At 44.3% G+C, this 14,776-nt stretch carries 13 protein-coding genes and 2 pseudogenes; 4 read left to right on the forward strand and 11 right to left on the reverse strand.

The window, feature by feature from the left end; genetic code table 11:
- Window positions 1-86: 86 nt before the first annotated feature.
- The 7 genes from BLR88_RS08340 to lipB all read right to left on the reverse strand — a co-directional run bounded on the left by BLR88_RS08340 (window position 87) and on the right by lipB (window position 7,892).
- Window positions 87-1,154: a 2,3-butanediol dehydrogenase gene (locus tag BLR88_RS08340; RefSeq protein WP_057897840.1), complete on the reverse strand. Its 1,068-nt coding sequence runs from the start codon at window positions 1,152-1,154 to the stop codon at window positions 87-89.
- A gap of 252 nt (window positions 1,155-1,406) precedes the next feature.
- Window positions 1,407-2,282: a lipoyl synthase gene (gene lipA, locus BLR88_RS08345; RefSeq protein WP_057897839.1), complete on the reverse strand. Its 876-nt coding sequence runs from the start codon at window positions 2,280-2,282 to the stop codon at window positions 1,407-1,409.
- Window positions 2,283-2,352: 70 nt separating this feature from the next.
- Window positions 2,353-3,732: a dihydrolipoyl dehydrogenase gene (lpdA, locus tag BLR88_RS08350; RefSeq protein WP_057897838.1), complete on the reverse strand. Its 1,380-nt coding sequence runs from the start codon at window positions 3,730-3,732 to the stop codon at window positions 2,353-2,355.
- A 19-nt stretch (window positions 3,733-3,751) separates the two neighbouring features.
- Window positions 3,752-4,993 carry a dihydrolipoamide acetyltransferase family protein gene (locus BLR88_RS08355; protein ID WP_057897837.1) on the reverse strand — a complete coding sequence of 414 codons (1,242 nt, stop codon included), beginning with the start codon at window positions 4,991-4,993 and terminating at the stop codon, window positions 3,752-3,754.
- A gap of 82 nt (window positions 4,994-5,075) precedes the next feature.
- A complete protein-coding gene (locus tag BLR88_RS08360; protein WP_057897836.1) occupies window positions 5,076-6,113 on the reverse strand; it encodes an alpha-ketoacid dehydrogenase subunit beta in 1,038 nt (345 codons plus the stop codon).
- Window positions 6,114-6,142: 29 nt separating this feature from the next.
- The gene (locus tag BLR88_RS08365; protein ID WP_057897835.1) at window positions 6,143-7,135 is read right to left on the reverse strand and encodes a thiamine pyrophosphate-dependent dehydrogenase E1 component subunit alpha; all 993 of its coding nucleotides are present in this window, start codon (window positions 7,133-7,135) and stop codon (window positions 6,143-6,145) included.
- The gene (gene lipB, locus BLR88_RS08370) at window positions 7,095-7,892 is read right to left on the reverse strand and encodes a lipoyl(octanoyl) transferase LipB (RefSeq protein WP_217639382.1); all 798 of its coding nucleotides are present in this window, start codon (window positions 7,890-7,892) and stop codon (window positions 7,095-7,097) included. The genes BLR88_RS08365 and lipB overlap by 41 nt, the downstream gene beginning before the upstream one ends.
- Before the next feature lie 734 nt (window positions 7,893-8,626).
- Between lipB and BLR88_RS08375 the strand changes: the two genes are divergently transcribed.
- From BLR88_RS08375 to BLR88_RS08385, 4 genes and pseudogenes are all read left to right on the forward strand, one after another.
- Window positions 8,627-10,477: a sigma-54-dependent Fis family transcriptional regulator gene (locus BLR88_RS08375; RefSeq protein WP_091260427.1), complete on the forward strand. Its 1,851-nt coding sequence runs from the start codon at window positions 8,627-8,629 to the stop codon at window positions 10,475-10,477.
- A gap of 141 nt (window positions 10,478-10,618) precedes the next feature.
- A pseudogene (locus BLR88_RS18990) lies at window positions 10,619-10,762 on the forward strand (IS256 family transposase); the annotation flags it as partial.
- Between the two features lie 139 nt (window positions 10,763-10,901).
- Window positions 10,902-11,390: an anti-sigma B factor RsbW gene (gene rsbW, locus BLR88_RS08380; RefSeq protein WP_057897832.1), complete on the forward strand. Its 489-nt coding sequence runs from the start codon at window positions 10,902-10,904 to the stop codon at window positions 11,388-11,390.
- Entirely contained in the window at window positions 11,353-12,138 is a 786-nt protein-coding gene (locus BLR88_RS08385; RefSeq protein ID WP_057897831.1) for a sigma-70 family RNA polymerase sigma factor, read from the forward strand. The genes rsbW and BLR88_RS08385 overlap by 38 nt, the downstream gene beginning before the upstream one ends.
- A gap of 162 nt (window positions 12,139-12,300) precedes the next feature.
- Here BLR88_RS08385 and BLR88_RS08390 read toward each other — a convergent pair.
- The 4 genes and pseudogenes from BLR88_RS08390 to lexA form a co-directional block, all read right to left on the reverse strand.
- A pseudogene (locus BLR88_RS08390) lies at window positions 12,301-12,387 on the reverse strand (helix-turn-helix domain-containing protein); the annotation flags it as partial.
- Window positions 12,388-12,404: 17 nt separating this feature from the next.
- Complete coding sequence (locus BLR88_RS08395) at window positions 12,405-13,889, reverse strand: recombinase family protein (protein ID WP_091260428.1); 1,485 nt, start codon at window positions 13,887-13,889, stop codon at window positions 12,405-12,407.
- Window positions 13,890-14,167: 278 nt separating this feature from the next.
- Complete coding sequence (locus BLR88_RS08400) at window positions 14,168-14,374, reverse strand: hypothetical protein (protein ID WP_254778268.1); 207 nt, start codon at window positions 14,372-14,374, stop codon at window positions 14,168-14,170.
- Between the two features lie 11 nt (window positions 14,375-14,385).
- Window positions 14,386-14,776: transcriptional repressor LexA (gene lexA / locus BLR88_RS08405; RefSeq protein WP_139184947.1), on the reverse strand; the 391-nt coding region annotated here is incomplete at its 5' end.

A 14,776-nucleotide genomic window follows, 5' to 3' on the forward strand; every position in this document is an offset into this window, starting at 1 on the left:
CCATAGGAGGCGTAACCCTTGATTGCCTTGTAATGTCAACGGATTACCCATAAATGTAATATTACTCATATTTTTTACTCCCATTATCATGTTAAATAGAAAGCTCTTGGACTTACCAAGATTTTCACATGGCTTTTCTCTTTCACCAACGTTTCAAACCCTTCTTCGATAATGTGATCAATGTTAATTTTTTTCGTAATCAGTTCTTCCGCTTTGATGCTGCCGTTCGCGATCAGTTGGATCACTTCCGGAAAGATATCTCGATAGCCAAGTATCCCTTTCATTTCACGCTCTTTTAAGACAAGGCTGTTTGGAAGGATGGTTGCTGCTTTTTCCCAAACACTGACAATAATAATTTGTCCGTCAAATTTTGCGCTCTCAATCGCTTGATTTAAAACCCTTTCCACACCGGCAACCTCAAAACTTACGTCAACCCCTCCATTTGTAAGGGTTTGAATTTCTTTTACTACATCCACACTTTTCGGATCCAAGACAATGTCCGCACCGACTTTTTGGGCGAATTCTCTGCGTTCTTCTGAAAGTTCGACAGCAATAATTTGACTTGCACCTGCAGCTTTCGCGGCTTGAATCATTAACAGACCGATTGGTCCTGCACCAAACACCGCAACTTTGTCACCAACTTGAAGTTTGCTTTGTCTTATCGCATGTACCGCAACCGCGGCAGGTTCTACCATAGCCCCTTGTTCATAACTCATTTGATCCGGTAATTTATGAACCATGTTTTCTTTGACCACCGTGTATTCAGAGAAGCCACCGCCGCCTCCGGCCAGACCATGAAATCCGAGCTTTTCACAAAGATTGTAAATTCCCGATCTACAGGCACCGCACTCCCCACAATTAAGAATCGGCTCTACTGCAACTCGGTCACCTACTTTAAATTTGGTAACGCTTTCACCAATCTCTACAATTTCACCTGCAAATTCATGTCCAAGCACAAGAGGTACTTTTTCATTCGTTAAAGGATGAGGTTCTTTTGAAGGAAGGAAAATGGGACCTGCTAAATATTCATGCAAGTCGGTACCGCAGATCCCGCACCATTCCACTCTTATTTTTACCATACCCGGCTTTACTTGTTGCTCGGGAATTTCCTCTACACGGACATCTTTAACTCCGTACCATCGTGCTGCTTTCATGTTTTCACCTCATTACATTTTTCAATTGTGGAAACTAATTTCTCATTCCAGTCTGAGAAAGAGTAAAAGCACCCTATCATCCATGTGGGTTAAAGAGACACAGGATGGTTGGCGGATTGGAAATAAATCGGAAACATTCATTTATCTAGATATTCCGGATATTGTATCCGGAGAGACAGCACGATCTTATGATTGAGTTTTGCGTGCCGTCTCCATATTTCATCAAGAAATCATATCTTAGAGAATGAGATGCTAATTTTGAAGAGATGTTGCTGTCACACCCTGGATATGCTCTCGAGCGTGATAAGAGCTTCTTACCAGAGGACCTGATTCAACATGTTTAAAACCTCGTTTTATCCCCTCTTCCTTCAACGCCCTGAACTCATCTGGATGATAATATTTTTTAATCTTTACGTGCCGTTTGGTCGGCTGCAAGTACTGACCGATAGTGATGATATCACAGCGAACCGCTCTTAACTCATCCATTGCTTCCAAAATTTCATCCCACGTTTCTCCTACCCCAACCATAATGCTTGACTTGGTCGGAATATGGGACTTCATTTCCTTAGCACGTCGAAGCAGGTCGAGTGAACGGTCAAATTTGGCTTTGGATCGGATGCGGTCCGATAACCGGCGGACCGTCTCAATATTATGATTCAACACGTCAGGATCAGCGTTCATGACGGTACGGAGAGCATCCCAATTTCCCATAAAGTCAGGAATTAATACCTCCACACTGCAAAACGGATTCCTGTCTCTGATGGCCCGTATGGTGGCGGCAAAGATCGCTGCCCCGCCGTCATGAAGATCATCGCGGGCTACAGAAGTGACAACCGCATGCTTCAGACCCATATATTCAACCGATTCTGCTACCCGTTCAGGCTCCTGCCAATCCAATTCTGTCGGTTGGCCCGTTTTTACGGCACAGAATCGGCACGCCCGTGTACAAATATCGCCCAGAATCATAAAGGTGGCTGTACGCTGGCTCCAGCATTCGTAGATATTTGGACACTGGGCTTCTTCACATACGGTGTGCAAGACTTTACTGCGCATCATCTTCTTCAGGTCGTGATAATTCTCGCTTGCTTTCAAGCGGACTTTCAACCATTCCGGTTTGCGAGTTGACATTTATCTCACTCCAAATTGTTGCTAAATCTTGGACGACTTTTTCATAATAAAAGTAAAAATCAATCCGCTGTTATAGATGCACGGCGAGACCCGTTGCACTCAAGACCGCTTCTTGTAACGCTTCAGACAGTGTCGGATGCGCTGCAATAAAACCTTCCATTGTATCTACAGTCATTTCGGAGTGCAACATCATGGCCCCCTGTCCGATCAGCTCTGTCGCACGCGGCCCAACAATCGAAAAACCGATGATCTCATTAAATTCCGGATGAACGATCACTTTCACCTTTCCGGTTTGTTCACCTAGAATTAACGCTTTCCCATTTGCGGCGAAAGGAAATTCTCCGATCCGAATATCCCCGTATATCTCTCTGGCCTTTTTCTCTGTCAATCCCACACTGCCGATTTCCGGCCAGGTGTAAATGCATCGCGGGACGACGCGGGGGTTTACCTTCTTTTGCTTGCCACATGCATTCTCGGCAGCCACTTCCCCTTCATGAAAAGCAAAATGAGCCAACTGGATACCGCCGACAACATCGCCGCATGCGTAAATGTGGGGAATGCTTGTCTGCATGTGCTCATTGACTTGAATTCCCTGTTTTGTATAGAGCACTCCGATCTGATCCAGTCCCAATCCTTCCACACGCGGTTTACGTCCAATAGACACCAGTACATAATCGGCTGTAATTTTCGTAATTTCTCCATTCATTGCCAGTGTGACCGATCGTTCATTGCGGTCGATCTCCTGCACACTTGTCGATGTATGAATGAGAACTCCGTCTTTTGCTAATTGTTGATGCAAAATCGCCGCAATATCCGAATCTTCTCCGGGGAGAATCTGGTCTGCCATTTCCACAATGGTCACCTTACTGCCCATCCGGCTGTAAACGCTCGCAAATTCACAACCGATCACACCGCCGCCAACAATCAGCAATGAAGAAGGAACTTCCGGCAGTGCAATCGCATGCCCGTTATGGATCACCCACTCCCCGTCAAACGGAGCAAAAGGCAATGCGATCGGCTCGGCTCCTGTCGCTATAATGAATTGATCTGCTGTAATTTCCTCGATACCATCTTCTGTATGAACCCGGATGAGGTGATCTGTCAAAAAAGAAGCTTTTCCTTTTACCACACGCACCTTATTCTTCTTCATCAAGTACCCGATTCCGAGCACCAGCTTTTTGACCACGTTATTTTTATACTGTTGAACGCTTTTCCAATTCAGGTGCACCTGATCCAGCGGCAAATCGATTCCAAAACGACTCGCGTGTTTGATCCGGTCATACGTTTCCGCACTTTCCAGCAATGACTTGGTCGGCATACATCCTTCATTTAAACAGGTTCCACCCAGTTTGGCTTCTTCGACCAATACGACTTGTTTACCGAGGCGGGCGGCTGTGATAGCCGCAACATACCCAGCCGGTCCGCCTCCGATAATGGTTACTGTACTCACTTTTTCACGCCCTCCTCGCCTATAACAACATGGTGTGCGGCTGTTCGAGATATCGCTTGACAGTTGCGAGAAACTCCGCCGCAGGCGCTCCATCAAGCACACGATGATCAAACGTCAAGCTTAACGGCAATAAACGGCGGCGTTCCAGTGAGTCCCCGATATAAACAGGTGTATCCTGAATCGAACCAACACCCAGGATGCCCGCTTCTGGCGGATTGAGCACAGGTGTGAACAGTTCTACGCCGTACGCTCCCAGGTTTGTGATCGTAAATGTTGAACCTTTCATTTCTTCGGCGCTCAATTGACCATTTCGCGCCTTGTGACTCAACGATTTCATAGCCTGTGACAATTCAATAACTGAACAACGCTCCGCATTTCGGATCACAGGTACGACTAACCCTTTTTCCAAAGCGACTGCAATTCCCAGGTGAACATTTCCATAAGTGTGGATATTGTCTTCAATATAAGCACTATTCATCTGTTTATGCTTAAGCAGGGCCAATACGACTGCACGGGCGATAAAATCGGTTACAGTCAGTTTGACTTCATAACGTTCCTGAACATCAGACAAAACTTGTTTTCTTAGTCTAAGCAGGTCACTCACATCGGCACTCATGCTGATCGTCAGTTGTGCGCTTTGCTGCAAACTTTCAAACATTCGTGTAGCGATTACTTTCCGCATACCACCGACAGGAGTACGTTCAATTGCAGCAGATTCTGGCTTTTCTTGCTCTCCTGTTAAAACGGCTTGTTTCCCGTCTTTGGTTGAAGACGTTTGTGCAGCGCTTTCAATCGCCTTTTCAACATCTTCTTTCGTAATCCGTCCCTGTGGGCCGGTTCCGACAAGAGTCGCTATATCCAATCCGGCGGCTTCCGCCATTTTTCGGGCAACCGGTGAGATTTTCACTTGGCTTTTCTTAGGCGGGGCAACCACTTGGACAGCGGTTTCAGAAGAAGCAGCCACCTGCTCTCCCCCTTTCACGAAGAGCGCCTCTGGCGTTTCAACACTCCCTACCTTCTCACCTTCCACGCCAATATAGCCAATCACTTCTCCAACCGGAACCACTTCTCCGTTTTGAGCCGACATATCCAGGACCACTCCGTCTGCCGGTGACTCTACTTCCATTTCAATTTTCTCGGAACTGATAACAACAACGATATCCCCTTTTTGGACGGAATCGCCGATGTTTTTTTTCCATTCGACGACGGTTCCTACTTTCATCCCCATTCCCAGTTTCGGCATAATTATTTCAGTTGCCATGTCTTTTACACTCCTTTTTCCAGATAAGAGGTGGGGTCTCAACCCACCTCTTTCCATTGCTTGAATACTTCTATGAATACGCTTACGAAACAGCCACGATAGACTCATCACCAAGAAGTTCAGAAACAGCTTGAATCACTTTTTCCGGTGAAGGCAGATAAAGATCCTCAAGATTCGGTGCAAACGGAACCGGCGTATGTGGAGCCGTTATTCTCTTAATCGGTGCATCCAGCGAGTCAAATCCTTTATCTGCTACAAGAGCTGCAATATCGGTTGCCATGCTGCAACGGGGATTCGCTTCGTCAATCACGATGAGGCGATTGGTTTTCTCCACGGAAGAAAGAATAGTATCTTCATCCAGCGGTGACAGCGTACGTGGATCGATGACTTCGACTTGAATCCTTTTTTTCGCAAGCTGTTCCGCCGCAGTCAGAGCGGTGTGTACTTGTTTCCCGATCGCTACGATGGTAAGGTCAGTCCCCTGCCGCTTCACATCCGCTTTCCCAAACGGGATCGTATAATAACCTTCAGGTACTTCCCCTTTCATGTTGTACAATGTCTTATCTTCAAAGAAAATGACCGGATCGTTGTCAGCGATCGAAGCCAGAAGCAAACCTTTCGCATCAGCCGGAGTGGACGGCACAACCACTTTAATGCCGGGCAAATGGGTAAACATCGCATACAAACTCTGTGAATGCTGAGCAGCTGCGCGGAACCCGGCTCCGTGCATGGTTCGGATCGTTACGGGCACTTGCGCCTTGCCGCCAAACATATACCGCAATTTTGCACACTGATTCATAACCTGATCCAAACATGAACCGATAAAATCGTTAAACATTAATTCTGCAATCGGTCTCAATCCCGTGGCAGCCGCTGCCACTGCTGCTCCCACAAAACCGGCTTCACTAATGGGCGTATCTAACACGCGGTCACGCCCAAATTCCTTCACCAATCCTTTGGTTACCCCCAAGACACCGCCCCATGCTTCATCATCTGCCAAATGATCAATTTTTGCCCCTCCGGCTACGTCTTCCCCTAAAAGAATCACATTTTCATCTTCACGCATCGCCAGTTTCATCGCTTCATTAATCGCATCTGCGAAACTCATTTTTCTGGTCATTCTTAACACCTCTACAATTATGAAATTTATTAATAAGACACATAAACATCTGTTAACAGTTCTTCTGCAGATGGCAGCGGACTTTCTTCCGCAAATTTGACAGCGTCTGAAACCGCTTTCTCCACATCGCTGTCAATGTTAGAAAGTTCTTCTTCAGTCAAAAGTTTAGACTCTACCAAGTAAGCACGGAATAGATTGATTGGATCTTTTTCGTTACGATGATATTGTGACTCCTCGCTCGTCTTGTACGTCTGCTGATCCCCTTCAAAGTGACCATAATTACGATAAGTTTTGCACTCGATAAGGGTTGGTCCTTCGCCCCTTCTCGCTCTTTCTACAGCCTCTTGAGCCACCTTGTAAACAGCAACTACGTCCTTTCCGTCTACTACGACACCGGGAATGTTATAAGCAGCCGCCCTTTGTGCAATATCCGTACAACTGGAAGCGTAAGAGAAAGGAGTCGCTTCTGCATATCCATTATTTTCTGCCACGAAAATAACCGGCAATTTCCAAATGGCAGCCAAATTAAGCCCTTCATGGAATGTGCCCTGATTGTTTGCGCCATCCCCAAAAAAGCTAACTGATACAGCATCGTTTTTTTTCAATTTTGCTGTCAGTGCGGAACCACACGCCAGCGGAAAGCCTCCTCCGACAATCCCATTTGCCCCAAGCATACCTTTCTCCAGGTCGGCAATATGCATCGAGCCGCCTTTTCCTTTACATAAACCTGTTGCTTTCCCGTAGATCTCTGCCATCATTCCATTCAAATCGCACTCTTTTGCAATACAATGGCCATGCCCGCGATGCGTGCTGGTAATGCTGTCTTTTTCATTCAAATGCGCGCAAATACCAACGGCTACCGCTTCTTCACCCGCGTACAAATGAACAAATCCGGGTAATTTGCCTTTCGCAAACAGTTCATGCACTTTGTCTTCAAACTTTCTGATTTCCACCATTTTTCGATACATCCAAGTCGCTTTCTCACGGGAGAGCAACTGATTTTTCTTCTGAGCCATTTTCATGACGGACTCCTCCTGACATTCGTTGATCAATTGATACTCTGCATTTCACATTCAGATTTCGTTCAAACGAAGCGATGATCTGCTGTTTGACTATAAACATTTCGGGGGAAAACCCCAGTTCCCGTGCAAGTGACGTCACTCCAAACTTTGCGAGTCCGCAGGGAACAATATTTTGAAAGTGAGTAAGATCAGGGTTTACATTTAACGCCAGACCATGGAATGTCACACCCCGACTGATTCCTATACCAATGGCACAAATTTTGCAGTCTTCCAACCAGACACCGGGATACCCTTCTTTTCGTTGTCCCTCGAGGTTGTACATGGTCAGAACATCACATATGATCTGTTCCAATAATCGTACGTATCCGATCGGTGTTAACCCGGAGTCACGCAAACGTATAATGGGATATACAACAAGCTGCCCCGGGCCATGATAGGTAATATCCCCTCCCCGGTCACACTTGCAAATACTAAATCCCTGACTCTTAAGAAAATCTTGAGGATATAGCAAGTGCTCCCATTTTTGGTCCGAACCCATCGTATAGGTGGGGGGATGCTCAAGCAAGATCAGCGTATCCTCAATCTCTCCTGACTTTCTCTTGGCAACCAGATCCTTTTGCCAACGAAGCGCGATCTCATAATCTAGTTCCTGGCATACATAAGCCCGCAATCCCTTTTCACCTCCTTCTGCCACTTTATCCATCGCAAATCCCGTGCCAACATCGATTTTTTCTTTTTCACCTGAGATCAGGTACAATCATCTTGCATAAAAGAGTAGTTTTTTAGACAAAATGAGACAACTGTCCCGTTTTGTCCCACTTTGTATAAAACAAAAAACCGTGTCACGTGTATATGGAAGATAGATTCTTCCCCTCAGCAAACATCCTGAAACACAGAAATGACGGATGTACCGTTTTGATCAGCATGGAAGTCTACCCTCTGTTCAGGGAAGCTCCTCTTTCCGATCAGGCAGCTATGGTTCATCCATCAGCACTTACATTATTTTATTGAGTATAATAGATTGAATATTTGTTATAATGAATGAGAGCATTTTAATAAATATCACTCACAACAAAAGATATCGACAATTTCTATATAAAATAAATTGAACTGAAAAGAAGCAGGAGGGCTGGGTTGCAGATGGCGACTCGCAACTGGATTGGGACGGAGCCGGCGATCCCACACCGTATTTCATCAGACAAAATCTTACATTACAATATTGATAGACAATCTTCTTCCTGTTCATAGGTAGAAGCAAATTGCCATTCGTCTTCATGAATTGCATGAATAAACTCCATGAAGTTGCCATATACAGCGGCAGTCATGATCAACCCTTTCGAGAACCTTTTGTGCCTACAGGATTAACTCCGACGATCAACAAACTTCTTTCACCCAAATAAATAGAAAATTCACAAAATGATAAACAGGGAAAATAAAACGAAGCCATTTCCGACCAAAAATTCTTTTTCAATTTGAAAAGGAGGTAAATAAATGGTGGATGGTGCAATGTCCAAGAGATTATGGAAACAATTCATTCAGGAAGGGGTATTAGATTCATCCCGAATAAACAAACGAATCATTGAATCTTGGTATCGTTGTCAACATTCAGGTGTAAATCCGCATTCAGGGGAAGGGCGGGAGATTCTTACAGGAAAGTCATTTCTTCAGAAAAAGGAAGAAAACTCTGTGTTGCTCGATATTGCATTACCTTATTTGGACAAGCTCAACCAACATATGAAAGGTTCGAGATCAATTGTATTGTTGATTGATCTTCAAGGATATGTATTGGTCATGAAAGGTGATGCGGAGATTTTGGGGAGAGCAAGAAAAATCAATTTTGTAGAAGGAGTCAAATGGACTGAAGATGAAGTTGGAACCAATGCGATTGGTACGGCACTGAGGACAGGTGAACCAATCAATGTAAAAGGGGCAGAGCACTACTCGATTGCGTCTCATGTATGGACATGTTCAGCTGCACCCGTTCGCGATGATCAAGGGAATCTGGTCGGAGTGCTTAATGTCTCCAGTCCTGTTCAGCACTATCATCCTCATACGTTGGCGACGGTTGTATCCACCGCATACGCGATTGAACATCAATGGAGCTTGCGCGAACAGCAAGATCAACTGGAACTCATGCAACGGTCCATCGACTTGTTGCAGACAAATCAACTCATGGCAATCTTTAACAGGCGCAAACAAATGGTTTGTGTGAACCAAGCTTTCCAGTCGGCTGTTCCTGAGTGGTCTAATCTGAATCTGGCGGATTTAAGGGAATACGGATACAGAGAACGTCTTTGTACTCCTTTATATTCTGCCCGGCACAGTCAATTGATCGGGTATTGTATTCAATTCGAAGCACCATCAAAATCAACATCAAGCAAGAAGTTCTACACGAGATCTCTTCATTTTCCCGGTGAAACCGGAATTAGTAAGGTTTTTCAGCAGACATTGCGCGAAATTGAACTGGTTGCACACTCCGATGCAGACATTTATATTCATGGCGAAACCGGAACGGGAAAAGAGGTCATTGCTCGTGCGATTCATCAGAATAGTTCCCGCAAGAATGGTCCTTTTATCACCGTAAACTGTGGAGCGATTCCGCCAAGCCTGATGGAAAGCGAATTATTTGGTTACGTGAGGGGAGCTTTCACTGGTGCTCGACGCCACGGACATAAAGGAAAGCTAGAGCAGGCAAATCACGGAACATTATTTCTTGATGAAATCGGGGAGATCCCGCCAGCTATGCAGGTTGCACTTTTGCGTGTGCTACAGGAGCGTGAGGTGATTCCACTCGGCGGAATGAAAGCGATTCCACTTGATATCCGGGTGATTACGGCTACACACCATGACCTTCGGGAACTGGTGCAACAAGGAAATTTTCGCGAAGATTTATTTTATCGTCTTTTTGTTTTTCCGATCAATGTTCCCTCGCTTCGTGAACGCAAGGAAGATATTCCTTATCTGGTTAAATACTATTGTCGTCAGAAAAATTGGCCGGTTGAGATCCCGGACGAAATTATGAATAAATTCATCCAATATGACTGGCCTGGGAACATCCGTGAGCTTTTTAATGCCTTGGAACGCATGCGCATCTTCTGTGGAGATGAGTCACCCGATCTCTCTCATTTACCTCCGTTATTTGCTTCAACAGATCTGTCATCACCCGGGGAACAATCAAATAGTATTGGTGGATCAAACACTCTTACATTGCGAGAACAGATTCAGAAGGAGAAGATCATTCAGGCGTTGCAAAAAACCGGAGGAAACGCTACGCAGGCTGCCCGATTGATGAACATCCCGCGAAGTACATTTTATCGAAGATTACAGAAGTTTAATCTGTAAACTGTGTTACCTAAGAGCGTACCGGAGTTAAGTCCGTATAATTGTGTAAAAATGGTCCTCACAAAAAATAAGTGAGCCATGGTGAAATTCCTCGGTTAGAATAAGCATTGGCAAATATCCCTAATCGGAGAGGGTTTCACAATGGCTCAATATCAGATTACCGTAGATTCGGAGATTTTGCATCACCTGTTTTTGAAAGATTCAAAAGATGATGGAGTGGCCAAATTGCTGGAATCTGTTCTGAACCAGATCTTGAAGGCTCAAGTTACTGAACAACTTTCCGCACTATGGTAAAATAGATGTGGAAAGCGATTGATGAAAAAATGGTAGGAAAAAAAGAGTCCCAGAAAAATTCAGCGTATTTTCTAAATTTGAGGCGTCGACTAGTATATAATGCTTGCGTAATTCTACAGGAGGATTTCGTATGCCAGAATTGAACGATCACGTCAAAATAAATGTACCGGCGCGTGCCGATTATATAAGCGTTATTCGTTTGACCGTCTCCGGTCTCGCGTACCAGATGGGCTTTTCTTACAGTGATATTGAGGACATTAAAGCTGCGCTTGCGGAAGCGTGTAACAACATCGTAAGCCGTGCGCACAAAAGCAGGCAAATCGGCGATATGCTAGTAGATTTCTACGTGGAAAAAAATCGGTTACGCATCGTCGTAACGGACGAAGGCACCGCTTTTCACACCCAGAAATTAAAAAAGGAAGTTTCATCTTTTCATAGGAAAAGTCTAGATGAAATCGATATCGGGAGCCTCGGCATTTATCTGATGAAAACATTAATGGATGAAATCGAATACGACACTACGGAGAAGGGGGTTAAAGTTTCACTAACCAAATACCTCAAAAGAGATGGGGTGAGCGAAAGTGAACCAAACGTCCACCAAGAAATCATTCAACCGTGACATCGTCGAACAACTTAGAATCTACCAGGAAACTGGCTCTGAAGAAATATTGACGAAAATCCTTAAAAATTATCAGGCGACCGTAAAGAAGCTTGCTTCAAAAATGGCTCGTGATTTTCATCTGGTGGACGATTTATATCAAGTAGGTATGCTCGCTCTGCTGGGCGCTATCAAAAAGTTTAACAACGAAGTCAGCCAAAATTTCGACGCGTACGCTTTGTCAACTGTCATCGGCAAAATGAAACATTATTTACGCGATAAAACATGGAGCATCCGCGTACCGCGAACGATTAAAGAAATGGGATATCATCTACAAAAAACCATCGATGAGCTTACAGCGGAATTGCAGCGTTCGCCACGCATTAGCGAAATCGCCCAAAGGCTCGGCATCAGCGAAGAAAAAGTGCTGGAGATTATGGAGAATAAAGGAAATATCCATGCACTTTCCCTTGATACACCGATAAAATCCGACAATAATGAGCAGGATTCCCATACATTAATGGATATGATCCCGGATCAAGACCCTGGTTTTTTGGATGTGGATCGTAAAATGGATTTGGCCCAACTGCTCGAACAATTGAACGATCAACAACGCCAAGTAATTCATTACGTATATTACGAAGAATGGTCACAGCGGCAAATCGGCGAGAAGCTGGGTATCTCTCAAATGCAAGTTTCCCGTATCCTCCGCAGGACGCTGCAGCAAATGAGAGAAGCCTATATGAAAAACACGGATGGCTTCCGTTAACGATGACGCTTATCATCGGAAAATGGCGCGCATAAATAATGAGAAGCTCGCTGTGCGTGTCCGCAATGCTTGTAGAAAAAAACGACCGAACCACGCCTGCGAGCTTTTTTCAAAAATAAAGAACCCCCCTCATACGAGGCGGGTTTCCCGTTTCAGGTGATATTAAATTTTTAATTCACCCAAACGGACAAGTTCAACAACTGCTTGAGAACGACCTTTCACATTCAGTTTCTGCATAACGTTTCTAATGCATACCTTTTGCAAACTTATACCTGTACCGGTTGTTGGAAGGTATATTTAATGTTAACCGTTCCGTCTGGCTCGATCACAATCTCATCAATTAGCGTATTAAATACCTGGTACAAATCCTGTTCCGTATTCTCCAGTTGTTCAAAAGCTTCCTTTATATTCTGTTCGTTTTGCTGTACGTGCTCTGTACGCTGAAGGATAAATAATTCTTCCTCAGAATATTGAAGCTCACGATCCAGTTCGTTCCTCTTCTGCTCGAACTCTTCTTTTGTAATTAGCTTCTCCAAAAACAAATCCACCAAAGATTTTTTCTTTTCGCTCATTGTTTCTATTTTTCTCTGAAGGTTTCTTATTTCTTCTTCCTTTAACTTCTCTATTTCGCTTTTAAGATTCATTGTAAGGGTTTGTCCCTTTTCCTGCAGCTTTTCAACAACCAGTTCCCGAAGCTCTTCATACCGAATTGGAACGTGATTTACACATCCGTGCTGACCGGCACGTCTGTAGCTGCTACACTTTACATACGCAAAATACTTTCGCTCTCCTGTCTTAGCTTCTCTTCTTACTTTTCCTTGAAGGATTACCATATTACATCCACATACAGAGCATTTCATTAGGCCGCGCAGTTCATTCCACGGTGTAATTTTTCTACGTGTCGCTTTATGTTTCTTCGAATTAGCCTTCTCCCAGGTTTCTCTTGGCACAATAGGGGGATGATGATCTTTAAAAATAAGCCACTGCTCCTCTGGGTTCCGGATCTGTTTCTTCCGTCCCCCTACTTTAACTGTACCGTATTGATTTAAGATGAAGTCACCGCAGTAAATACAATTTTGGATTAAGCGTTGTACAGATGTTACCTGCCATCTTGGATTCAACTTAGCAGGTATTCCCCGGTCATTCAGTTCCTGTGTAATACGTTTGAACCCCCAACCGCTGTTATACCATCCATATATTTTCTGAACAACCGCAGCCTCAGTTTCATTAATAACAAGCTTTCCGTCCACTTTATCATAACCGTATGGCGTTTTTCCGATATGTTCGCCGCGGCGCACCTTAGCAGCTAGAGCAGCTGATACACCAGCAGACAGCGTTCGACTGTACTGGGCAGCGAATAAACTCCAGATTTCAAATGAGATATCGTTTTTGCCGGCCTTAAATGAGTCATATCCTTCTTCTATTGAAATAAGACGTACATTGTAGGCAGCAAATACTTCTCGAATCTCCAATGAATCTTTCATATCCCGAGCCAAACGAGAGATGGACTTAAATACCACCATATTAATTTCTTTCTTCTTTGCTTTTTCTAAAATCAACTGAATTGCCGGACGTTCTAGGAATAGTGTTCCACTAATTCCTTCATCTTTATATATGCAATCCTCATCCCATTCGTAGCCGTTACGTTCCAACCAGTTCCGACAGATATCGATTTGATTTTCAATCGAAGATACTTGTTCATCCTTATCTGTAGATACACGAACATAGACCGCATATTTTTGCTTTTCCATTTTTCCCTCCAGTTTGCAAAAAGTACACTTTTATTATCATTCTAACCGCTTTCTTCATAAAAGTAACGCTTCATAATTAAAAAGGAAAAGTTATCAAAAACAGATAGTCAGGGTAGCTGGGCTTATTTTGTGCAGTTTTGTTGAGTGTGTGTAAGCATTGATATTATTATGTTTTTAAACTCTTTTCTTGGTAGGCTGTTTTGTTGAATTTTTATCAAAATGGATGAGTTGGCACACAAACGGCACACAAAAACCCGGCCTTGCGCCGGGTTTCTTTTTTAGCTTACTCTCATTTCTTTCACAGGCCGCATCGCCAGCACGTTTTCGACTGAGAAGTATCTCGTTGCCCGTCGCTTGAAACAATGCGCCCAAATCCTCCCGTCTTTCACCGACAGCAACCGTATCTTCCTCTGACTCAATTGCCCATTTCGGTCCAAGTAGATGATTTCAACAGTCCGGCCCAGGTATGTGAAAAAGTTCATCATATCACCCACCCCTATTCAATGTTCCGATATAGCCCTATGACTTTTCCGAGTATTGTGACAGCCGGAAGCAGAATCGGAGCCATCGTCGGATTCTCAGGCTGCAAACAAATATGGTCTTTCTCCTTGTAGAATCGCTTCACTGTTGCCTCATTTTCTTCTGTCATCGCCACGACAATGTCCCCATTGTTGGCGGTTTGTTGTTGGCGAACAATGACGTAATCCCCGTCTAAAATACCGGCATCAATCATGCTTTCTCCTTGCACACGCAGCATATAGACCGTATCATTTCCAACCATGTTTTCCGGCAACACGAAGTATTCCTCAATGTTTTCCACCGCTGTAATCGGCATACCGGCCGTAACTTTCCCCAATACGGGAATCGTTACAGTCTTAACGGACGCG

This window comes from Aneurinibacillus thermoaerophilus (assembly GCF_900099925.1).
GTDB lineage: Bacteria > Bacillota > Bacilli > Aneurinibacillales > Aneurinibacillaceae > Aneurinibacillus > Aneurinibacillus thermoaerophilus.